This window comes from Polaribacter batillariae (assembly GCF_017498485.1).
GTDB lineage: Bacteria > Bacteroidota > Bacteroidia > Flavobacteriales > Flavobacteriaceae > Polaribacter > Polaribacter batillariae.
Map to the genome: position 1 here is coordinate 3,769,166 of NZ_CP071795.1, position 22,535 is coordinate 3,791,700.

Sequence of the window (22,535 nt, forward strand, 5' to 3'; positions counted from 1 at the left end):
ATTTTAATATAGAGAAGCAATACATCATGTTAAAAAGTAAAATAGACAAAGCCACCGGATTCGAGAAAAGATTCGAGAATATTGGAACTGTAGTTTTCGAAGATTCAAGAGAAGCATCAGCACAAGTTGCAAAAGAAATTGCAGATTTAATTAAAGTAAAGCAGTCGCAAAAACAACCTTGTATTTTGGGGTTAGCAACAGGTTCTTCTCCCAAAGGCTTGTATGCAGAACTGGTTCGTTTACATAAAGAAGAAGGCTTAAGTTTTAAGAACGTAATTTCTTTTAATTTAGATGAATATTACCCAATGGAACCCGACTCTGTAAATAGTTACGTGCGTTTTATGCAAGAACAACTGTTCAATCATGTCGATATTTTACCAGAGAATTACCACATTCCAGATGGCACCTTGTCAAAAGAAGAAATTCGAGATTATTGCGACCAATATGAAGCAAAGATAGAAGCTTTAGGTGGTATCGATTTACAGATTTTAGGAATTGGAGGCAATGGGCACATTGGTTTTAACGAATCTGGTTCTCTTCAAAATTCAAAAACACGTTTAGTTGCTTTAGACCATATCACAAGAGTGGCTGCAAGTGGCGATTTTTCTGGATTAGAAAACACGCCAAGAACGGCAATTACATTGGGAGTAAAAAAAATTATGGAAGCCAAAAGAGTTATTTTATTGGCTTGGGGAGAAAGAAAATCGAACATCATAAAAGCTTCAGTAGAAGACGAAGTAACCAGTTTGGTACCTGCATCGTATTTACAAGAACATAGAAATGCCACGTTTGTATTAGACAAAGCAGCAGCATCTAAACTCACAAGAATCAATACGCCTTGGTTGGTAGAAAAAATTGTTTGGACAGATCATTTAATTCGAAAAGCAGTATTAAGTTTGGCTTTAAACTTAAAAAAGCCCATTTTAATGCTAACAGATGCCGATTATATCGAAAACGGAATGAGTGATTTGTTGGCAGATTCTGGCCCCGCTTACGACATTAACATTAAAATATTCAATAAATTACAAAACACCATTACAGGTTGGCCTGGAGGAAAGCCCAATGCAGACGATAGTAAACGACCAGAAAGAGCAGAACCGACCAAGAAACGAGTGTTAATTTTTAGTCCACACCCAGATGATGATATCATTAGTATGGGAGGAACTTTTAAAAGATTGCACGAACAAGGTCACGAAGTACATGTAGGATATCAAACTTCAGGAAATATTGCAGTAGCAGATGATGAAGCATTGCGTTTTGCAAGTTTTGTATGCGATTATAACGAGAAATTTGGCATCGACAATACAGAAGCAACAAAAATTTATAAAAAAGCAGTTAAATTTTTAAAGAACAAAAAGTCGAGTGAAATAGATACCCCAGAAGTAAGGTACATTAAAGGCTTAATTAGAAAAGGCGAAGCCAGAGCCACTTGCCATTTTGTAGGTTTACCAGATGCTCAAATTCATTTTATGAACCTGCCGTTTTATGAGACAGGTGCCATAAAAAAGAATCCAATAGGAGTTGGCGATGTAGAAATAACCAAAGATCTAATAGAAAAAATAAAACCACACCAAATTTATGCAGCAGGCGATTTGGCAGACCCACATGGAACGCATAAAGTTTGTTTAGATGCTATTTTTGCAGCGGTAAAAGAATTAAAGCCAAAGAAATTTATGGAAGATTGTTGGGTTTGGTTGTACAGAGGCGCTTGGCAAGAATGGGGTATAGATGAGATAGAAATGGCAGTTCCAATGGGTCCAGACCAGGTATTGGAAAAGCGAAAAGGAATTTTTAAACATCAATCACAAAAAGATGGTGTTGTTTTTCAAGGCTCAGATAGTAGAGAGTTTTGGCAACGAGCAGAAGATAGAAACAGAGAAACCGCAGAGTTATACGATAAATTAGGCCTGTCTCATTACGCAGCAATGGAAGCATTTGTAAGGTGGCATTATTAGTAAATTAAAACATAACATTTTATAAGAAATATTTTAATGATGGATAAAGAAGTTTCTAAGAATGAATTGACTCTTTTTAAACTTAAAAAAATAGAACTTATAAATAATATTGGTATTTATGAGCGATTCGTTAATTGGGTAATTGGTGAATTTGATTTATTTCTTAAAAATGAATCAAAAAAACTTGAAGTATATTTCCCAAATGGGCAATTCTATATAGGAAATTTCGAAGATGATAAAAACGAACTAAATATTAAAATATTAGTTGAAGGAAAATCAAGTTTAGTGTGTAAAAAAATAATGTTACAACTTGAGAATATTTATCAGCATGTTTTATTATTTAATAAAAATAAAACAAATGATAATAATAGCTGATAGTGGTTCTACAAAGTGCGATTGGGCTGTAGTCGATGGAAAAAAAGAAGTACTTAAAATAAGAACAGCAGGTATAAATCCAAGACTTATTTCAGAAACAGAAATTAATAACATTATTAATGGAAGTAACGAATTGGAATTTATAAAAGATAAAATCTACGAAGTTTGTTTTTACGGAGCTGGTTGTGCATCTGAAAAATCTAAAAATAGTATTAAAAGTATCTTAAAAAAGTATTTTAATAATGCAAAAAACGTACTTGTTAAAGAAGATTTAAGTGCGGCAGTTTTTGGAACTACAACAGAAGCTGGTGTTGTATGTATATTAGGAACAGGTTCTAATTGCTGTTATTTTGATGGAAAAGAGATTCACGTAAAACAAGCTTCTTTAGGATATTCTGTTATGGATGAAGGAAGTGGTAACTATTTTGGAAAAAAATTATTAAATGCATATTTTTATAATAAAATGCCTTTAGAATTACATGAGAAATTTAAAAAAAGCTTTGATTTATCTTTAGAATCTGTTTTAAAAGGGCTTTATGAGAATGAAAATCCGAGTGCTTTTTTAGCTAGTTTTGCTAGTTTCTTAATTAAAAATAAATCTGAACCCTACATTATGGATATTATAAGAAAGGGAATAAAAGAACTGTTTTCTAACCTTATAATGTGTTATAAGGAAGAACTAAAAACAAAGAGATTGTATTTTGTAGGTTCTATCGCTTATTATTTACAAGTTGAAATTATAGAAGAAGCAAAGAATAGGAATATTTCTGTTAGATCTTTTGTAAGAAGACCAATAGACAACATTATTGAAAATATGAAAACAATCGATTCTTAATATTTTTTGCTTATGAGTTGGAATGTCTAGTTGAAAGAATTTTTTCAGGACACTTTCCCAGCAAGTTCTTGGGTTTCTTTATTTTTAAATTTATCACTTTTGTTTTTAGGATTAATAATTAAATATTTTAACTCTCTATTGTGTTTGGTTTTACCATTTTCATCAAGAATTGTTCCTTTATAATATTCTATGAAAAGACTATATTTACCTGTAGATAATTTTTTCTTTTTTAGTGCAACTTTCATTTAAGGTGTAATTTACTGCACCTTAGAAATTGATACATAGAATTGAGGTGTAATTTAGATTCCATAAAGATACTAAAATAAGTATAACAAAGGAAAATAGAAATCAACTATCTTTCTTTAAATCATTGTTTTTATTGACTTTTTATTCCTTTAGCTTCTTTTGTTTTTCTTTATTACTTCCCGATACAAAAATTCCCAAAAATATGCCCTAAAATATCTTTATCTACATCATACTCACCAGTAATATTGCCAAGATGGCGCAAGCATTCGCGAATATCAATAGAAAATAAATCTGTTGATATTTCAAGATCAATGCCTTGTTTTACAGATGTAATTGCTTCCAAAGCATTATTCAGCGCTTCAAAATGACGAGAATTGGTAACAATCGTTTCGTTATTACTTAAAGCCCCAATATTAACTAGAGAAGTCAACTCTGCTTTTAGTTTATCAATACCTGTTTTATTTTTTGCAGACAAAGGAATTAGATTTTCGATTTCGGTAGATAGAGTAGTGGCTTCATCATTCGAAAGTGTGTCTATTTTATTAGCAACTACTAATAAACGTTTATTTGGGAAGCGTTTTTTTATGTTTTTAATTTCAGCTTTAAACTCGAAACTTTTTACTTTAAATTTTTCTGAATTGATAAGAAAGATAATTAACTGGGCATTTTCTGCCTTTTCGTAGGTTTTTTTAATCCCGATGTTTTCTACAACATCTAAAGTTTCTCTAATTCCTGCAGTATCGATAAAACGAAAAGCCACGCCATTAATAATTATTTCGTCTTCGATAGCATCTCTAGTGGTTCCTGCAATGTCGGAAACAATCGCTTTTTCTTCGTTTAATAAGGCATTTAAAAGAGTCGATTTTCCAACATTTGGTTCGCCAATAATAGCCACAGGAATTCCGTTTTTTATAGCGTTTCCAAAGGCAAAAGAATCAATTAATCGTTTTAAAACAAAGGTTATTTTTGTTACCAATTCTTTAAATTTTGTTCTATCGGCGAATTCTACATCTTCTCCAGAAAAATCGAGTTCTAATTCAATTAAAGCTGCAAAATCTAACAATTGGGCACGTAAGTCTTTTAATTCGTTGGTAATTCCACCACGCATTTGCTGAATCGCCATTTTATGGCTTGCTTCGGAATTTGAAGCAATCACATCTGCAACAGCTTCCGCTTGCGATAAATCCATTTTTCCGTTTAAAAATGCACGCATGGTAAACTCTCCGTTATCTGCCATTCTACACCCTTTTTGTAAAAAAAGTTGAATGATTTCTTGTTGAATAAAACTAGAACCATGGCAAGAAATTTCGACCACATTTTCGCCAGTATAAGAATTCGGATTTTTAAAAATAGACACTAAAACTTCATCAATTATAACGTCGTTGTTAATAATATGCCCTAGATGAATGGTGTGTGTTTTTTGATTTTTAAGAGATTTGCCTTTTTTTATAGACCTAAAATATGCATCTACAATTTCGATGGATTTTTCTCCAGAAAGCCGAATTACGGAAATGGCACCAACTCCAGAAGGAGTTGCCAAAGCGATAATGGTGTCTTGTTGTGTCATGCTACAAAAATACACAAACATTTTTTCAGAAAAATAAAAAGCCTATCACAATTTGCGATAGACTTTTCAAGCAATTCAATGAGGGGGAATCATTGCAAAAATTATGAATGATAAGAATTTTTTTTAATTTATCTCGTAATTTTTTTAGTATCAATTAATAAACATTCTCTTCTATTTCTTCTTCTTTGACTTCTTTTTTCTTTTCTTTAGAAACTTGCGACAAGTTTAATTTATTGTTGGGTACAAATTCTAAAGTTCTCATTGGGAATGGAATGTTAATATCTTCCGCATCAAAAGCTTTTTTAATTTCTATAATAGCCTTGCTTTTTGCCTTTAATTTTTCCAAAGCATTTTCGGAATCTACCCAAAATCTACATAAAAAATTAATTGAGCTATCGCCAAATTCTGTGTAGTAAAATTCAACATTTTTACCAATTTTTTCTTGATCGAAATGAGTGCCGATTACATTTTTGGTTAATTCTTCTACTTTTTCTAAATCGGCACCATATTCTACACCACATTCAATAGCAATTCTCATTTTTGTAGTTAAAGAATAATTTTTAAAAGGGCTTTCTAAAATAGTTTTGTTAGGAATTACTACCATATTGTTATCGGCTTCTTTTAAAACAAAATAATTTAAGTTAATATCGATAACTTCTCCAGAATATCCGCTTGTTTCTACCCAATTTCCTATGTTTAAGTTTTTTCTAAAAGACAGTACCACACCAGAAATGGTGTTCGATAACGTACCTTGCAAAGCCAAACCAATAACAATACCAGAAACCCCAGCTGCAGAAACCATTGTTTTTAAGGTATCGTCGAATTTTAAAACAGTCATCGCCAAATACAAACCAGCTAAAATGGTAATTGCAGATGCAACTCTCGATACCAAATCTCTAACCGATTTTTGGCTAATTCTTCTTCCAATTGTTTTGTTAACAATTTTATTCATTGCTCTGGAAGCGAAATACGAAATTACCAAAACAACCAATGCAATAGCCAAATTGGGTATATTCTTTATAAACAGCTCTTTCCAGGCTTCTAATTTTTCTAGAACTTTATTCATTTTAAAAAATTTTATGTACTTTTTATGTTGTTTTGCAAAACTAAGGCAGATAAACGTTTTTTCTTACCTCAGGCAATTTTCATTTTAACTCAAATAAAATTAATAGTTCTTTTAATTGAAAAGAATAGAGGTTTTGCTTCAGGTTTTCCGTTACAATTGTCATTTCCATGAAAACGGAATCTAAATACAGCATTTTGTTTTTGATCTTTTTAAGTCAAAATAAAACCAGTGAAATACCTCTTTAGTTCTGCCTCGAGAATCTTTGGTTTTAGGAAATTCGTTATTTTTTGTTTTGTTTTTGAAAAATATGTAACAAAATAATCAATTTTGCGACCCATAAGTGTAACCAAAAATTTAAAAAAATATGAAAGAAGACAAACAACTCCTTGTAATAACACATCTTAGTCAATTATTAGATTTCGTAAGCGGTATAGGAGGTTTTATCGTTCCATTAGTTTTGTGGCTTACAAAAAAAGACGATGTTATAGGAATGGATTTTCACGGAAAAGCGATTTTAAATTTCCGAATTTCCATGTTTTTATACATCTTAATTTGTATTCCACTTATTTTATTATTGGGGTTGGGGGTTATAGGATTAATCGTTATCGGACTTTTTTACCTAATATTTCCAATTATAAATGCTATAAAAGCCAGTAATAACGAACCTCCAAATTATCCATTTAGCATTCAATTTATAAAATAATAAGTAACAGAAATCGTCTTTAAAAGGCGATTTTTTTTTGTTTAGAGTCGTTTTTTAGAAAAGGATTACAAGAATTTGGGTGTTCTCTATAGGTTGGGTTTATAGCCTGTATTGAGCGTAGTCGAAAGGTTGTCTTTTGAGTTTTGTTTTCGGTATAAACTTGTTTATTTTTCACAAATTCACTCGAACTGATAACTAAAAAACCTGAGTTCGAGGTAAGAAATTCTATTTTTTTATTGTAAAAAAAAGTAGAAAATTAGTATATTTAACGTGAATAATGTTTAAGAAGTACTGTGGTAAAAAACAAGTAAATTCCTCACTAAATTTAGGTATTGGTCTTTCGAGTATTGTTGAATTCTTACTCCTAGTTTTAATTTTAAAAAAAATTATAAAAGAGTTGAACGAAATAAAAAAAAACACGTATTTGCCAACACTGTTTATAAAAAATTGCTACTTTTAGCCTTATCAAAATCGCAACTTTCCATAAACAAAGGCTTTGTGCTTCGTGACCAAAAATAAGATAAAAGTTTATTATGAAGATTAATATGGCATACTATCGTAAAAAAGACTGGAAAAAGTTCTTAAAAATAATCGACGATAGAGACAGCATGTATGATTTTTGGGAAGATTGGCATAAATCTTATTTAAACGCAAAGCGCAGTTTAACTTCCAAAGGTTTTATTGTCAATGATTATGTTGTCGATTTAGGTAAATTAAAAACATACTGTAAAATTAGAGGCTTAAAAATTGATGGAAAAGCCCGATCACAATTCGTATCTGAAGTAAAATGAACAAAGAACATATAGCTAAGGTAAAAATTTTATTAACTGAATGGAATCCACTTGGAGATAGAGCTACTCAAATAAGCGATTTAAATAATTACGAAACAGAAGCGATTGATATTCTGTGGCATATAAAAAGCAAAAATACTACAGATCAGATAAGTAAATTAATAGATTCTGTATTAAAATCAAGCTTTTGGAATTCATGTAGATCCTGTAAAATGCAAAATTATTGCTAAAAAAATCCATATAATACTTAATAAAAAATAAAAACACGAAAGCACAACACAATATAAAATTAACTGCTAGTTCATGCCTACTTACGAAAGTATTCGCAATTTTCTATTCGGTTTTTATTTGCTAAATTAGGTGCTTAAACACGCCACCAACCATACACAAAATTGTTGTGTAAGCTTCAAAAAAGAATTAAAAAATGAAAATAAAAGACTTAATAACCTTTTTAATTTTGATTTTGACCTTTGTTTCCTGTAAAACACCTAATAAAGAAAAGCATCAAAAGAAGTCAACTAAAAGACCAAACATTTTATTTATGATGTCTGATGACCATGCTTATCAGGCAATTAGCGCATACTCAAATAAGCTAATAAAAACTCCAAATATCGATCGAATCGCTAACGAAGGCATATTATTTACCAATGCATGCGTTACCAACTCCATTTGTGCACCATCAAGAGCAACCATTCTTACAGGAAAACATTCGCATATCAATGGCAAAATTAACAATATAATGCCTTTCGATTCCACACAAGTTACTTTCCCGCAATTATTTCAAGAAGCAGGTTATACAACTGCAATGTTTGGGAAACTGCATTTTGGCAATAACCCAAAAGGTATTGATGATTTTATGATTTTACCAGGACAGGGACATTATATTAATCCTGACTTTATCTCACAAAAAGGAGATACAACCATTACAGGATATGTAACCGACATTATTACTGACCTTACTTTAAATTGGCTGGACAAAAAAAGAGATAAAGAAAAACCATTTATGTTGATGTATTTACACAAAGCACCTCATAGAGCTTGGTGGCCAAGCCCAGAAAAATTCAAAGAGTTTTCTCAGCGAACATTTCCAGAACCAGCAACTTTATTTGATGATTATAATAACCGTGGATTGGCTGCAAAAACAGCTAAAATGAATATTAGAGACCAGATGCTTAGTTACGACAATAAAGTGTTTCCTGAAGCTATTGAAGAAATAGGCATGACAAATAATAATGCTAGAAATAAAAATTATTTTAAGAGAGCAGATTTTTCTCGACTAAACCCCAAGCAAAAATCTATGTACAAACCAATTCTAGATTCTATCACTCAAGACTTTAAAATGCACTGGCCTACCATGAGCAATCAAGAAAAGATGAGTTGGCAATATCAACGATATATTCAAGATTACTTGGCTTGTGTTTCTTCAGTAGATGATAATGTTGGTAGAGTGTTAGATTACTTAGATGAAAACGGATTAGCTGAAAACACAATCGTAATATATACTTCAGATCAAGGGTTTTACCTTGGAGAACACGGTTGGTTTGATAAACGATTTATTTATAACGAATCTTTTAAAACTCCGTTACTAATTCGTTGGCCAAACCAAATTACAGCCGGTACAACTAACGACGAAATGGTTCAAAATCTAGACTTTGCTCAAACATTTTTAGAGGCTGCACAAATTAAAACTCCAAACGATATGCAAGGAGAAAGTTTGATGCCTCTTTTAAAAGGAAATACGTTACAATGGAATCGTGAATCTGTTTACTATCATTATTATGAATATCCAGGTGGTCACTCCGTTAAAAGGCACTATGGCATTGTTACAAAAGAGTATAAACTGGCTCATTTTTATTATGACATAGATGAGTGGGAGTTGTATGATCGAATTAAAGACCCTCAAGAAATGACCAATGTTTATAATAATCCTGCTTATGCCAGTATCGTTGCTAAATTACATAAGAAGCTAGATAAGTTACGACTAAAATATAAAGATTCGCCAAAACTGGACCAGAAGTATATTGGTATTGCCAAATAGAAACAGCACAAAAAAGTAGATTATTAATCATTACTGATTGGCTAAAACAAACAGTTTTTCTCTACTTTTTACCGTAATTTGGAAATTAGCGACTTTCTTTCTTGAGTAATTCTGGGAATTTCTTTTTAAAACGATTCAATCTTGGTATAGAAACCGCTTTTACATAACTCTGGTTTGGATTTCTTTTTTCAAAGTCTTGATGGTAATCTTCTGCCCTGTAAAACCGTTTTAACTTGGTAACTTCTGTTGCAATTTTCCCATTATAAACCTTGTTATTTAAAGTTTTTAAAATTTTTTCGATTGTTTGTTTTTCTTGTGCTGTTTTATAAAAAGCAATCGAGCGATATTGTGTGCCATAATCTGGGTGCTGTCCATTTACAGTTGTAGGATCATGTGAACCAAAAAACACCTTTACCAAAGTTTCAAAACTTACTTTTTTAGGATTGTAATACACTGCAACTGTTTCTGCATGGCCTGTTTTTCCTGTTCCTATTTTCTCGTAAGTTGGGTTTAAAGTATTTCCACCAGCATACCCCGAAACAGCTTCTTCTACTCCATTTACACTTTCGAAAATGGCTTCTACACACCAAAAACAACCACTGGCAAAATAAGCTACTTTGGTATTTTCTTGCGGAACATACGCAGTTTGTGAATTATTTTGTTTTTTACTAGAAAAACCAAAACAAGAAATTAATAACAATGTACAAGTAAATATTAAAAAGGGTTTTATCATCTTCATAATTATATTCTAATAAGTTTAAATTCTAAAAAATAAAAAAATTGCACTAATTAGAATTTGATAAAAAATTAGTGCAATTTCAAGAACTTTTAATTCGAAAAATGAATCTTCCGAACATACAATTGGTCGTAAAATTACGTTTCTATTTACAGTTGTTTACAACTTTAGCATTTTATTAAGAAACCTATTTGTGTAAAAGCCTTCAGATGGTTATTTTTGTTAAATAATCATTAAAAAAATAATGTTTTAAGTGAAGTTCTTAAACTCAAAAAAATGGAGTTCTCTACTGCGCTCAAACAAGCATTATTTGCATCAAATTAACTAAATGGAGCACTTTATAGTATCAGCACGTAAATACCGTCCTCAAAATTTCGAAGATGTTGTTGGGCAACAAGCCATTACAAACACGTTAGACAATGCTATAAAAAACAATCATTTAGCCCAGGCTTTGTTATTTACGGGACCAAGAGGAGTTGGTAAAACTTCTTGTGCAAGAATTTTGGCGAAAAAAATAAATCAGCAAGATGTAGAATTATCGGAAGACGAAGATTTTGCATTTAATATTTTTGAATTGGATGCAGCTTCTAATAACTCTGTAGATGACATTAGAAGTTTAACAGATCAGGTTCGCATTCCACCACAAACCGGAAAATACAAGGTTTATATTATTGATGAAGTACACATGTTGTCGCAAGCAGCATTTAATGCTTTTTTAAAAACGTTAGAAGAACCGCCTGCACATGCTATTTTTATTTTAGCAACTACAGAAAAACACAAGATTATTCCTACGATTTTATCTCGCTGTCAAATTTTCGACTTTAAACGAATTGGTGTTTTAGACGCTAAAAACTACTTAAAAACCATTTGCGAGAAAGAAAATATAACTGCAGAAGACGATGCTTTGCATATTATCGCGCAAAAAGCAGATGGTGCAATGCGCGATGCTTTATCGATTTTTGATAGAGTTGTTAGTTTTTCAGGAAAAAATTTAACGCGCGAAGCTGTTACACAAAACTTAAATGTATTAGATTACGAAACGTATTTTAGTATGACAAATTTGTTGCTCGAAAATAAAATTCCAGATGTTTTAAATGCTTTTAATACGGTTTTAGGAAAAGGTTTTGAAGGGCATCATTTTATAAACGGTTTGGCAAGTCATTTTAGAGATTTGTTAGTTGCCAAAGACAAAGCTACTTTAAAATTGTTAGAAGTCGGAGACGCTGCTAAAAAGAAATATTTAAAGCAAGCAGAAAAAGCCAGCATTCCATTTTTAATGCAGGCGATTCACAAGGCAAATAATTGCGATTTAAATTACAGAGCGAGTAAAAACCAACGTTTGTTGGTAGAGTTAACACTTATGCAAATTGCCTCCATCACGTTTGATGGAGAAAAAAAAAAGTCAGCTAACTACATAATTCCTGCTACTTTTTTTCAATCACTTTCTCCTACAAAAAAAACAACTGTAACACCAGTTGAAAAGAAAATTGAAACGGTTAAAATTACCCCTATTGTTGAAGAAAAAAAATCAACAACAACCCAACCTCTTTTAAGCTTTGCTAAAAAGCGTTCTTCTTCTCTTTCGTTAAAAAGTATTCACGAGAAAAAAGAAAAGAAAAAAACGGTTGTTGAAGAAAATTTCGACAATTATCCGAAAGATATTTTTACAGAAAATCAATTGCAAATACTTTGGAAAGAATATATAGTACTTCTTCAGAAAAAAGGAGAAAGAAGTATGGCTTCTATTGTAGGAACAGATGTGCCAAAACTAAATGACAATTTTAAAATTTCTTTTACAGTACCCAATAAATTAATGCAGGACCAGTTTCTTAAAGGACGTCCAAAATTACTAAAGTTTTTGCGAGAGAAATTAAACAATTACGGAATTGACATTGCAACTGTTTTAAATGAAACTGTCGAAAAAAAATTCGCTTATACTCCACAAGAAAAGTATCATAAGTTAAAACAGAAAAATCCGCTTTTAGATAAGTTACGCCAAACTTTTGAGTTGGATTTGTAGCTTCATTAAAGTTATATTAAATTTTTTATTTCTCCTGACTTTTTATACTTTCTTTATTTTCTTCCAAAGGTTTTCCTAAATACACCAAAGTACAGTTTTCTTTAGGCTCTTGTAACTTTTCGTACTCTGGAATCAGGTACATTTCTTTGTCTTTTTTAACAAATAAAGGTACAGATCTCGATTCTCTAAACAGCTTAGAAAGCATTGCTTCGTAGGCATCATTTGTTTCAATTTCTACTTCGTATATTTTAGGATTGTCTCTAAATGCTTCACTTAAATTAATATAATCGTCTTTAGGAGTTAAAAATTGAGTTCTACTATTTAAAGTCTTGTTTCTAATTTCTTTAGAAGTTGCCAATCTAAAAGCCCCATGTTCTCCAAAAGATTCAGAAAAATTACTAATTGCATATTCATTTACAGCCTCACTCCCTGTCATCGCAATTAAATACCCCACATCGTTTAATTCGATATTATCTGTTAAATCTTCATCATAAATATTAATCGCATACGCTTCCAAATCCATACTATTGGCTTCCTGAACAAAGTTTTTGTTAGAATCAATCAACACTACTCTTTTATCATTTTCTTTTAAATAATGTGCAATTAACCTTGCTGGGCTAGATGCTCCTACAATTAAAATTGCATTCGAACTTTTTAAGAAAACACCTACTAATTTTGCAAATAATCTTGCTGTGGTAGCATTTAAAAGTACGGTTCCTAATACAATCATAAAAACCAAAGGCGTAATGTATTCTGCACCTTCTACACCTTCTTTTAGCAATTTACTTCCAAATAAAGAAGCAATACCTGCAGCCACAATACCTCTTGGTCCTACCCAACTTATAAATAATTTTTCGTTTAATTTTAATTTGGAGTTATGTGTACTTGCAAAAACGGCCAAAGGTCTAATTACAAATACCACAATTGCGAATAAAATAGCTGTTTTCCAGGTATATAGCAACATTAAATCTTCTATATCGATATTGGCTGCTAATAATATAAACAGAATAGAAATTAACAATACACTTAAAGATTCTTTAAAATATAATAGTTCTTTGATGTTTTTTAGCTTTCCGTTTCCTAAAACCATTCCCATAACCACCACTGCTAAAAGACCCGATTCGTGTGCAAAAATTTCAGATTCTACAAACACTAAAAGTACAGTAGATAAAGAAACTACGTTTAATAAATAATGAGGAATTAATTTTTTATTGATGGCATATGCCAATGCATGTGCGAATGTAAAACCAAAAGTAGTACCAAATAGCAAAATTTTACCAAATTCTATTAAAGCTGTTTTGGTAAATCCACCTCCACCTCCCACACTAATAAATTCGAAAACCAATACTGCCACTAAAGCACCAATTGGGTCTATTAAAATGCCTTCCCATTTTAAAACCGTAGAAATATCTTTTTTTAGAGGAATGTTTCTTAAAATTGGAGTTATTACAGTAGGCCCTGTTACAATTATTAATCCTGCAAAAAGGAAGGAAAGGTCCCAACCCAAATTAAAAACGTAATGCGCAACAATTCCTGCTCCGAAAAATGTAATTGCAGACCCAACAGTAATTAATTTTGTAATTACAGGGCCCACATTTTTAATTTCGGCTCTTTTTAGGGTCAATCCGCCTTCAAAAAGTATAATACTAATGGCAAGTGAAACAAAATAATACAAACTCTCTCCAGGAAACAATCCTTTTTTACCATTCCAAATAGGCTCAATCCATTTAGAACCATCTGCACTTAAAAATTCAGCTGCAATTGGTCCTACTAACAAACCTATTAAAATTAAGGGTAAAATAGCCGGAATTTTAAATTTCCATGCTACCCATTGCGCCAATATTCCTAAAATAATTATTCCTGCTAATTCTAACATACATTTTCGATTTTCAAAAAAGTAAATTTAAGGATGTTTCCCTATGATAAAAATAATTTTTTAGTTTTTTTCTTTCTTATAAAGTTTCCTATATTGTGCGTTCAAGCTAATTTTAAAATCTTTTTTTGCAAAAAATTCATAAAATTTTAATCGGTATTGCATTTTCGCCGAATTTAAAAGCAAATCTTTTTGAAGCCGTAAGAATGGCAAATATGTTTAACGCAGCATTAGTAGGTGTTCATGTGGGTAAAAAAACACCTGAAAAAGAACAAAACATTAAAGATTTATTATTAGAGGTAGATGCGCTAAAAAAACCATTAAAAACAATTTGGCAAGAAGGAAAACCGGTTGATGTAATTTTAAAAACGACAACAAAAGAAAAAATAGACTTGCTAATTTTAGGAGCTATTCAGCAAGAAAATTTACTGAGATATTACGTAGGTTCTATAGCTAGAAAAATAACAAGAAAGGCATCTTGTGCTGTTTTATTATTAATTAAGCCCTCTGTAGAGAGAATACCATGTAAACACATAATAGTAAATGGGTTGCGTGATAAAAAAACAGAAGAAACCATTAAAACCTCTATCTACTTTTCGAAAAATTTACACTGTAGAAAACTAACGATTGTCGAAGAAATTAGTCAGGCAGAATTGCATGTAAAAGTAAGTGACGATAAGACCTTAAGAAAATCTACAATCGTAAAAGAACGTATAAAATCGAGAGAAGATTTTCGTGTAAAAAACATTTTAAAAGAAGTAGATTGTGAAGGAATGGATATAAAAACTCAAAGTATTTTTGGAAAAAGAGGCTATTCTATTGGGCATTATGCACGAGTAAAAAGAGCCGATTTATTAGTAATGAATGCACCTTCTAAAACAAGAGTTTTCGATCGAATTTTTCCACACGATATCGAATACATTTTATCGGAATTGCCAACCGATGTTTTAATTGTAAAATAAAAATGACAAAAAAGAACACGGTTAAAACATTTGTAAACGAAATTCCTAAAAATCTTTTTTCTGGCTTTGTAGTTTCTTTAATTGCGCTTCCTTTAGGTTTAGGCTTGGCTATAGCCTCTGGAGCACCACCAATTTCGGGAATTATTGCTGCAATTGTAGGCGGAACAGTAGTAGCCATTATGGGTGGTTCTAACATAACCATTACTGGGCCAGGAAATGGTTTAGTAGTAGTTATTTTGGGAGCAATTACAACACTTGGTAATGGAGATATGCAACAAGGTTTTTTATATACCCTTGCTGCCATAGTAATTTCTGGAATTATAATGATTATTCTCGGCTTTTTAAGAATGGGCTCTTTAGGAGATTTCTTTCCTGCTTCTGCCATACAAGGCATGCTAGCTGCCATCGGAATTGGAATTTTTGCCAAGCAAATTCATGTAATGCTTGGCGATTTACATACAAAAGGAAGTATTATTGAACTTTTAATTAAAATTCCTAAAGGGATTCTTAATTTTATAAAAACAGACGATTCTAGTACGTTTTATGCAGGGTTCATAGGAATTGCAAGTTTGCTTATCATGGTTTTTTACAGCAAAATTAGAAATCGATATTTCCAACTCATTCCTGCTCCTATGTGGATTGTGGTTTTAAGCATTGGTTTGTATTATTATTTTGATTTGTTTTCTGCTCACAAATACCCAATTCACAAAGATTTACTAATTAATTTACCAGACCATATTTTATCGAATTTTGCTTTTCCTGATTTTGGTAAAATTTACCATGCAGATTTTATTAATGCTGTAATTGCAATTACATTAATTGCCAGCATCGAAAGTTTGTTAAGCATAAAAGCTGTGGACAAATTAGATCCTCTAAAAAGACGATCGAACATTAATAAAGATATTAGAGCTTTAGGTATTGCAACCGTAATTAGCGGTTTTTTAGGCGGATTAAATGTAGTTACAGTAATTGCCAGAAGTTCTGTAAATGTAAATAATAAGGGTAGCAATAGATCTGCAAACTTTTTTCACGCTGCTTTTTTAGTACTTTTTATTGTTTTGTTCGCAACTGAATTACGCAAAATTCCTTTACCTGCTTTGGCGGCTATTTTAGTGTTTACAGGCTATAAATTAGCTTCTCCAAAAAACATTCAAAAGGTATTTCGAATAGGAAGAGAACAATTAATTATATTTACAGCAACACTTTTAATAACAATATCTACAAGTCTTATTATTGGTATTTTAAGCGGTATTATTATCACATTCGCAATCCATATTTTTATCAATAAAGATGCCATGCTTTTTATTAAAAATGCCTTAAAACCAAATGTACTAATGTTTAAAGAAGACGAGACATATTATGTGAGTGTAAAAAACTTTTCTTCTTTTTTAAATTATACAAAACTAAAAACAAAACTAGACCAAATTCCAGAAACACAAGAAGCCATAATCGATTTTTCTTTATGCGATTTTATAGACCATTCTGTAATGGAAAACATGAGTAATTATAGTGCAACTTTCGAAAGAAAAGGTGGGCATTTTGAAGTAATTGGTTTAGACGATGCCAAATCTGGAAGCAAACATCCGTTTGCGATGCGTAAATTATTCCCAGAAAAATTCGTTCCAAAAGAAGGTGTTTTAACCAAAAGACAAAAATCGATTCAAAAAATTAGCGAAGAAATGCATTATACCTATGATGCTTTTTCGGACATAGAAATGAAAGAACTACCAAATTTTGGCTATTTTAAAACTCGAAATATCGAAAAGGTTTCTAATGTACTTTCTAATGAAGACTGTACGATGTTCGATGTTCAGTTTTCGGAAGGAGAATTAATTGCAAAACAAGTAATTAAAGCAACCATGTTGCACATTCATCCTAAAAAAACACTTCCAAAATTTACACTAGATAAAGAAGGGGTTTTTGAATACATTTATCATTTTGCAGGATACAAAGATATAGATATAGATGCGCATCCAGATTTTAGCAAACGCTTTTATTTATCTGGAAAAAATGAAGAAAAAATTAGAGAATATTTTACAGATGAATTAATTTTGTTCTTCGAAAGTAACAAACAATATCATATTGAAGCCACAAATGTTGGTCTTTTAGTGATCGACAAAGAACGCTTGGCAAGTGTAAAAGAAATAAAAGCCCTCGCCTATTTTGGCTCTGGCTTGCAAAAAATACTATAAAAATGTTAGGATTACAGTTTGAAACCGAAACTTCTTGGGCAGAAATTGCCAAAGTAAATTTAGAACAAATACTTACAGACCACGCTTTTTTAGAACAAAAAGCAGCTTCGAACGCAGTTTCTATAATCATAAATTATTCCGAAGAAACCGAACTTGTAAAAGAAATGAGCAACATTGCCATCGAAGAAATGCAACATTTTAAAATGGTGCACCTCTTAATGGTAAAACGCGGAATGGTTTTAGGCAGAGAACAAAAAAACGATTACGCCATTCGTTTGCAAAAATTTTTCCCAAAAACAAAAGACAGAACCAATGCTTTGGTACAACGTTTATTAATTGCAGCTTTAATTGAAGCCAGAAGTTGCGAGCGTTTTAAGGTGTTTTCTGAAAATATGGAAGATGAAGAGCTGCAAAAATTTTATAAAAATTTAATGATTTCTGAAGCAGGACATTATACTACTTTTTACAGTTTGCAAGACAATATCAAGATCGAACAATTGTAGATGAAAAATGGAATGCACTTTTAGCTTTTGAAGCAGAAATGATGCGCGAACGCGGAAATGTAGCCAAAATTCATGGATAAAAGAATTCAAACTTTAAGGTTTTATATTCAAAGCTTTTGCCCGGAATCTTAAACCTTAAATTTTAAACTCTAAACTTTAAACTAAAAAAAAATGTTTAGCAAAGAAGAAGCTACAAAATTGCGAAAAGATTTTGGACAAGTTTCGGAAAATCGTTTCCAAGAAAATGGTTACTATATAATACTAAAATTAAAGGGTTTTCTTTTAAATTCGTAGCAGATAGAAAGAAAGCAATGGTTTGTTTGGATTTGGAAAATCCAGATGAACTGGTAAATATGTTGTATTACGACCAGCTTCTTTCTTTAAAAACATTGATGGAAGCAGACATTCCTGAAATAATTTTTGATAATGAATATGAATTAGAGAGCGGAAAAAAGATTCATAGAATTTATGTGCCTTTTGAAGGGAAATTTAGCATTTACAATAAAAATACTTGGCGAGATTGTTACGAATTTTATGTAGAAACAATGCCCAAATTCGAATTGTTCTTTTATGAATATGAAGATGTTATAAAAAATATTTTTAGTACATGACATAAACATAGCTTACTGATAGTTAGAAAACTAACTGTTGGGTAATTTGTTTAAAACACTGGTTTTTAGTATATCAGATAAATAATTCTACTCATTTATCTAATGAAGAAAACCCATGTTACGTATAAAAATAGTGAGCTTAGTTCAATACTCAACCCACATTTTAAAGGAAAATTAATTTAGCTCGTGTTAAATTGATTTCTTACTTTGTAACTGCTCTATGCAAGGTGCAAACAGTAACTTTTGGAGAATTAGCAAATGCTTTTAACACTTCTGCTGATTCGAGTTCTTCTTTAAGAAGTACTCTGGTAAAAACAAGTAAAACTCATTAATTTTTTACTAAAGTACTTTTATAATGAGTACATTCTCACAGAAAACCGCAAACTAACTTCTATATCGATAATGCCCAATTATTTTAAAATCGAACAAACAATCTTGTAAAACCTGACCTGCACCAATATTATGAACAATCATATAACGTTTATTATCGCTAGATTTTTTATTAACAACGATTCCAATATGAGTAATTGCACCTCCTAAATTCCAACAAACAATATCTCCAGGAAGATAGTCTTTTGGATTTTTAGAATTCACTTTTACGATTCCTTTTCGCGAGAAGAAAGTCATTAAATTAGGCACTCTTCTGTGGTCGATATTTTTATCTGTTTGTTTTAAACCCCAAATTTTAGGATACATTTTAAAGTTTTTTTTCATGTCTTCATGAACCTCTTTTTGCAAATCGATGCCTAGTTTTCTATAAGCTCTAATAACAACATCTGTACAAACTCCTTTTCCTTTTGGCACATCTCCATTAGGATAATCAATCGCAAAATAATTGGGGTCGTAAACCACTTTGTCTTTTATTAATTCTAAGGCAGCATTTGATAATTTGTCTTCATCAACTTGTGCGAAAGCAATATTTATTGATAAAAATAAAAAAAGTATTGAGAAATTTTTTTTCATTTTACTATCTATTTTTTAAATTTTACCACATAGATTTATAGAAAACATAGTTTTACTGCCACTGCCACTGCCACTGCCACTGCCACTGCTACTGCTACTGCCACTGCCAACTGCCTACTAATTTATTTCGGACTATAAATCGCACAAGGTATTATCATTTCTTCCAAAGAAACACCTCCATGCTGATATGTGTTTTTATAATACTTTACAAAATGATTAAAGTTATTAGGGTATGCGAAAAACAAATCTTCTTTGGCAAAAATAAACGGACTATTCATAGACACCGTTGGTAAAAAAATGTCTTTTGGATTTTTTACTGCATATACATCTTTCTCTTCGTAAGAAAGACTTCTACCCGTTTTGTAACGCAAATTAGAACTAATGTTTTTATCGCCAATAACCTTTGTTGGGTGCTTACAATTGATGGTTCCGTGGTCGGTTGTAATAATTAATTTTTGACCTAAACTTTGCGCTTTTTGAATGATTTCGAACAGAGGAGAATTTTTAAACCAACTCAAAGTTAGGCTTCTATACGCTTTATCATCGCCAGCTAATTCTTTAATTACCTCCATTTCTGTTTTAGAGTGCGAAAGAATATCTACAAAATTATAAACAACTGCTGTTAAATCGTTTTGTTTGGTGCCATTATAATTATCTGCCAATTCTTTTCCATCTTTTAATGAAGAAATTTTATAATATTGGTGCTGAATATCTAAGCCTAAACGTTTAATTTGTGCAGTTAAAAACTCATTCTCAAACAAGTTCATTCCACCTTCATCTGTATCATTTTTCCAATAATTAGAATGTCTTTTTTCCATTTCGGAAGGCATTAAACCAGAAAAAATGGCATTTCTTGCATATTGTGTGGCAGTTGGTAAAATAGAAAAATATGTATATTCTTCGTCTTTTTTATAATGGTTGTTAATTAAAGGTTCTAAAATTCGGTATTGGTCGTAACGCAAATTGTCAATCACCACCCATAAAACACCTTGGTCTTTTTTTAATTCAGGAACCACATAGTCTTTAAACAAAGTATGAGAAAATGTTGGTTTATCGTGAGCTGTTAAAAAATCTTTGTAATTTTTTTTAATAAATTTAAAAAACTGCGAATTGGCTTCTTGTTTTTGGCTTTCTAAAATACCTAACATCGCAGAGTCGCTAATATTTTCTAGTTCTAATTCCCAGTGAATTAATTTTTTATAAAGTTCAATCCAATCTTCATACGAATTTACCATGTTTAAATCCATAGAAATTTTTCTAAATTCTTGCTGATAATTAGAAGTTGTTTTTTCTGAAACGAGGCGCGAATTGTCTAAATTTTTCTTCAAACTCAACAAAATCTGACTCGGATTTACAGGTTTTATCAAATAATCGGCAATTTTAGAGCCAATTGCTTCCTCCATAATATATTCTTCTTCACTCTTAGTAATCATTACCACTGGCAAATTGGCTTGTTTCTGTTTAATTTCCGAAAGTGTTTCTAAACCCGTTAAACCAGGCATGTTTTCATCCAAAAAAACAATGTCAAAATTATTTTCGGTAACCAAATCTATAGCATCAGCACCATTTGTACAGGTTATAACTTTGTAATCTTTACGTTCTAAAAAAAGAATGTGTGGTTTTAATAATTCAATTTCATCATCAACCCATAAAATTTGTATGTTGCTCATCGTATCTTTTTGTTTTATTCTGAACGTTAAAAATACCCATTTGTTGCTTTTTTATTCATTTTGAAATGATAAAATATTGCCAAAAAATAGCATTAGAATCAAATTAAAACTTGTGCATTTCTAGCAATATGTTGTACTTTGCACTGTATAGATAAATTAGAATTCTTTTGAAGAAAAAAACACCCAACAAGCTTAAAATATTAAACGATCCTATTTACGGGTTTATACAAATACCAAACTCACTAATTTTCGATATTATAGAGCATCCATATTTTCAACGTTTGCGTAGAATTACACAAATGGGGTTTTCTAACTTGGTATATCCTGGTGCCAATCATACCCGGTTTCATCATGCCATTGGTTGTATGCATTTAATGCAAAAAGCAATTCGTGTTTTGCGATTTAAACAAGTTGCCATTTCTAAAGAAGAAGAAAATGCATTGTGTATTGCCATTTTGTTGCACGACATTGGTCATGGTGCTTTTTCACATGCGCTAGAACACAGTATTGTAAGCGAAATTTCTCATGAAGAAATCTCACTAAAATTTATGAAGAAATTAAATGAAGAATTCGAGGGAAAATTAACACTAGCCATAGAAATTTTCGAAGGTAAAAATGCAAGAAAATTTTTATGTCAGTTAATTTCTAGTCAGTTAGATATAGATAGGTTAGATTATTTAAAAAGAGATAGTTTTTACACAGGTGTTACAGAAGGCAATATTTCATCAGATCGTTTAATTGCCATGATGAATGTTAAAAACGACGAATTGGTCATCGAGAAAAAAGGAATTTATTCCGTCGAAAAATTCTTAATTGCACGAAGATTAATGTATTGGCAAGTATATTTACACAAAACCGGTTTGGTCGCAGAAAACATGTTGGTAAACGTTTTAAAAAGAGCCAAAGAATTGGCAGAAAATGGGGTAGAATTGTTTGCAAGTTCTGCACTTCGTTATTTTTTATACCATCAAATCGATGCTAGTAATTTTACCGAAGAAACTTTAGAAATGTTTTCTAAGTTAGATGATTACGATGTTTTATCGGCCATAAAAGAGTGGGCAAATCACAATGATAAAATTTTATCGCTTTTAGCAAAAATGATTGTCGATAGAAGCCTATTGCGAATAGAAATTCAAAAAGACCCTTTTAATGATGTTTATCTAGAAAAAAAGCAACAAAAAGCGACTAAGAAACTGGGCATTTCTAAAGAAGAAACTCGTTTTTTTGTTTTTACTCAACAAATTAGAAACCAAGCCTACAATTTAAAAAAACCTGTTTTAATTTTAAATAAAAAAGGAAAATTAAAAGACATTGCAAAAGCATCTGATCAATTAAATTTACAAGCATTAACAAAGCCAGTAATCAAACACTTTATTTGTTATCCAAAATAAGTGAGATTAGCCAAAACCGTATTATTTTTATATTTTTG

18 protein-coding genes and 2 pseudogenes are annotated in these 22,535 nt (G+C 31.2%); 13 read left to right on the forward strand and 7 right to left on the reverse strand.

The features are described from left to right. The first annotated feature begins 26 nt into the window (after window positions 1-26). Genes nagB through JL193_RS16550 form a run of 3 tightly spaced genes read left to right on the forward strand, consistent with a single transcriptional unit; the run spans window position 27 to window position 3,165 of the window. Window positions 27-1,955 (forward strand): glucosamine-6-phosphate deaminase, encoded by a 1,929-nt coding sequence (nagB, locus tag JL193_RS16540; RefSeq protein WP_207971105.1) that lies wholly within the window; start codon window positions 27-29, stop codon window positions 1,953-1,955. A 36-nt stretch (window positions 1,956-1,991) separates the two neighbouring features. After that, entirely contained in the window at window positions 1,992-2,330 is a 339-nt protein-coding gene (locus tag JL193_RS16545) for a hypothetical protein (RefSeq protein ID WP_207971816.1), read from the forward strand. Then, window positions 2,314-3,165, forward strand: a complete 852-nt coding sequence (locus JL193_RS16550) for an N-acetylglucosamine kinase (RefSeq protein ID WP_207971817.1) — start codon at window positions 2,314-2,316, stop codon at window positions 3,163-3,165. Before JL193_RS16545 ends, JL193_RS16550 begins: the two co-directional genes overlap by 17 nt. A gap of 44 nt (window positions 3,166-3,209) precedes the next feature. Here JL193_RS16550 and JL193_RS16555 read toward each other — a convergent pair whose 3' ends face one another. From JL193_RS16555 to JL193_RS16565, 3 genes are all read right to left on the reverse strand, one after another. After that, on the reverse strand, window positions 3,210-3,410 hold the full coding sequence (locus tag JL193_RS16555) for a hypothetical protein (RefSeq protein ID WP_207971818.1): 201 nt from the start codon (window positions 3,408-3,410) through the stop codon (window positions 3,210-3,212). A gap of 173 nt (window positions 3,411-3,583) precedes the next feature. After that, a complete protein-coding gene (mnmE, locus tag JL193_RS16560) occupies window positions 3,584-4,978 on the reverse strand; it encodes a tRNA uridine-5-carboxymethylaminomethyl(34) synthesis GTPase MnmE (RefSeq protein ID WP_207973513.1) in 1,395 nt (464 codons plus the stop codon). 154 nt (window positions 4,979-5,132) lie between these two features. Further along, window positions 5,133-6,044 (reverse strand): mechanosensitive ion channel family protein, encoded by a 912-nt coding sequence (locus JL193_RS16565; protein WP_207971819.1) that lies wholly within the window; start codon window positions 6,042-6,044, stop codon window positions 5,133-5,135. Window positions 6,045-6,408: 364 nt separating this feature from the next. Between JL193_RS16565 and JL193_RS16570 the strand changes: the two genes are divergently transcribed. The 4 genes from JL193_RS16570 (at window position 6,409) to JL193_RS16585 (ending at window position 9,576) form a co-directional block, all read left to right on the forward strand. Continuing rightward, window positions 6,409-6,747: a DUF4870 domain-containing protein gene (locus JL193_RS16570; RefSeq protein WP_207971820.1), complete on the forward strand. Its 339-nt coding sequence runs from the start codon at window positions 6,409-6,411 to the stop codon at window positions 6,745-6,747. Between the two features lie 533 nt (window positions 6,748-7,280). Then, window positions 7,281-7,538: a hypothetical protein gene (locus tag JL193_RS16575; RefSeq protein ID WP_207971821.1), complete on the forward strand. Its 258-nt coding sequence runs from the start codon at window positions 7,281-7,283 to the stop codon at window positions 7,536-7,538. Beyond that, on the forward strand, window positions 7,535-7,768 hold the full coding sequence (locus tag JL193_RS16580; protein WP_207971822.1) for a DUF1871 family protein: 234 nt from the start codon (window positions 7,535-7,537) through the stop codon (window positions 7,766-7,768). The genes JL193_RS16575 and JL193_RS16580 overlap by 4 nt, the downstream gene beginning before the upstream one ends. 194 nt (window positions 7,769-7,962) lie before the next feature. After that, a complete protein-coding gene (locus tag JL193_RS16585) occupies window positions 7,963-9,576 on the forward strand; it encodes a sulfatase family protein (RefSeq protein ID WP_207971823.1) in 1,614 nt (537 codons plus the stop codon). An 85-nt stretch (window positions 9,577-9,661) separates the two neighbouring features. Here the strand turns inward: JL193_RS16585 and msrA are convergent, their stop codons facing one another. Beyond that, complete coding sequence (msrA, locus tag JL193_RS16590; protein WP_207971824.1) at window positions 9,662-10,315, reverse strand: peptide-methionine (S)-S-oxide reductase MsrA; 654 nt, start codon at window positions 10,313-10,315, stop codon at window positions 9,662-9,664. 325 nt (window positions 10,316-10,640) lie between these two features. Between msrA and dnaX the strand changes: the two genes are divergently transcribed. Then, a complete protein-coding gene (gene dnaX, locus JL193_RS16595) occupies window positions 10,641-12,332 on the forward strand; it encodes a DNA polymerase III subunit gamma/tau (protein WP_207971825.1) in 1,692 nt (563 codons plus the stop codon). Window positions 12,333-12,357: 25 nt separating this feature from the next. Here the strand turns inward: dnaX and JL193_RS16600 are convergent, their stop codons facing one another. Continuing rightward, on the reverse strand, window positions 12,358-14,208 hold the full coding sequence (locus JL193_RS16600) for a cation:proton antiporter (protein ID WP_207971826.1): 1,851 nt from the start codon (window positions 14,206-14,208) through the stop codon (window positions 12,358-12,360). A 125-nt stretch (window positions 14,209-14,333) separates the two neighbouring features. Between JL193_RS16600 and JL193_RS16605 the strand changes: the two genes are divergently transcribed. From JL193_RS16605 to JL193_RS16620, 4 genes and pseudogenes are all read left to right on the forward strand, one after another. Beyond that, on the forward strand, window positions 14,334-15,167 hold the full coding sequence (locus tag JL193_RS16605; RefSeq protein WP_207971827.1) for a universal stress protein: 834 nt from the start codon (window positions 14,334-14,336) through the stop codon (window positions 15,165-15,167). Between the two features lie 2 nt (window positions 15,168-15,169). Further along, entirely contained in the window at window positions 15,170-17,359 is a 2,190-nt protein-coding gene (locus JL193_RS16610; RefSeq protein WP_207971828.1) for a SulP family inorganic anion transporter, read from the forward strand. A gap of 2 nt (window positions 17,360-17,361) precedes the next feature. Next, window positions 17,362-17,942, forward strand: a pseudogene (locus JL193_RS16615) (MiaE family protein). 91 nt (window positions 17,943-18,033) lie between these two features. After that, window positions 18,034-18,473, forward strand: a pseudogene (locus JL193_RS16620) (DUF4268 domain-containing protein). A 384-nt stretch (window positions 18,474-18,857) separates the two neighbouring features. Here the strand turns inward: JL193_RS16620 and JL193_RS16625 are convergent. Continuing rightward, complete coding sequence (locus tag JL193_RS16625; RefSeq protein ID WP_207971829.1) at window positions 18,858-19,436, reverse strand: DUF1287 domain-containing protein; 579 nt, start codon at window positions 19,434-19,436, stop codon at window positions 18,858-18,860. Between the two features lie 122 nt (window positions 19,437-19,558). Next, complete coding sequence (gene porX, locus JL193_RS16630) at window positions 19,559-21,106, reverse strand: T9SS response regulator signal transducer PorX (protein WP_207971830.1); 1,548 nt, start codon at window positions 21,104-21,106, stop codon at window positions 19,559-19,561. Window positions 21,107-21,273: 167 nt separating this feature from the next. On the opposite strand from porX, the gene JL193_RS16635 reads away from it, so the two are divergent. Beyond that, window positions 21,274-22,497 (forward strand): HD domain-containing protein, encoded by a 1,224-nt coding sequence (locus tag JL193_RS16635; protein ID WP_207971831.1) that lies wholly within the window; start codon window positions 21,274-21,276, stop codon window positions 22,495-22,497. Window positions 22,498-22,535: the final 38 nt, after the last annotated feature.

Coding starts and splice junctions, on each gene's coding strand:
- nagB (WP_207971105.1), top strand. CDS start 27: ATGTTAAAAAGTAAAATAGACAAAGCCACCGGATTCGAGAAAAGATTC.
- JL193_RS16545 (WP_207971816.1), top strand. CDS start 1,992: ATGATGGATAAAGAAGTTTCTAAGAATGAATTGACTCTTTTTAAACTT.
- JL193_RS16550 (WP_207971817.1), top strand. CDS start 2,314: ATGATAATAATAGCTGATAGTGGTTCTACAAAGTGCGATTGGGCTGTA.
- JL193_RS16555 (WP_207971818.1), bottom strand. CDS start 3,410: ATGAAAGTTGCACTAAAAAAGAAAAAATTATCTACAGGTAAATATAGT.
- mnmE (WP_207973513.1), bottom strand. CDS start 4,978: ATGACACAACAAGACACCATTATCGCTTTGGCAACTCCTTCTGGAGTT.
- JL193_RS16565 (WP_207971819.1), bottom strand. CDS start 6,044: ATGAATAAAGTTCTAGAAAAATTAGAAGCCTGGAAAGAGCTGTTTATA.
- JL193_RS16570 (WP_207971820.1), top strand. CDS start 6,409: ATGAAAGAAGACAAACAACTCCTTGTAATAACACATCTTAGTCAATTA.
- JL193_RS16575 (WP_207971821.1), top strand. CDS start 7,281: ATGAAGATTAATATGGCATACTATCGTAAAAAAGACTGGAAAAAGTTC.
- JL193_RS16580 (WP_207971822.1), top strand. CDS start 7,535: ATGAACAAAGAACATATAGCTAAGGTAAAAATTTTATTAACTGAATGG.
- JL193_RS16585 (WP_207971823.1), top strand. CDS start 7,963: ATGAAAATAAAAGACTTAATAACCTTTTTAATTTTGATTTTGACCTTT.
- msrA (WP_207971824.1), bottom strand. CDS start 10,315: ATGAAGATGATAAAACCCTTTTTAATATTTACTTGTACATTGTTATTA.
- dnaX (WP_207971825.1), top strand. CDS start 10,641: ATGGAGCACTTTATAGTATCAGCACGTAAATACCGTCCTCAAAATTTC.
- JL193_RS16600 (WP_207971826.1), bottom strand. CDS start 14,208: ATGTTAGAATTAGCAGGAATAATTATTTTAGGAATATTGGCGCAATGG.
- JL193_RS16610 (WP_207971828.1), top strand. CDS start 15,170: ATGACAAAAAAGAACACGGTTAAAACATTTGTAAACGAAATTCCTAAA.
- JL193_RS16625 (WP_207971829.1), bottom strand. CDS start 19,436: ATGAAAAAAAATTTCTCAATACTTTTTTTATTTTTATCAATAAATATT.
- porX (WP_207971830.1), bottom strand. CDS start 21,106: ATGAGCAACATACAAATTTTATGGGTTGATGATGAAATTGAATTATTA.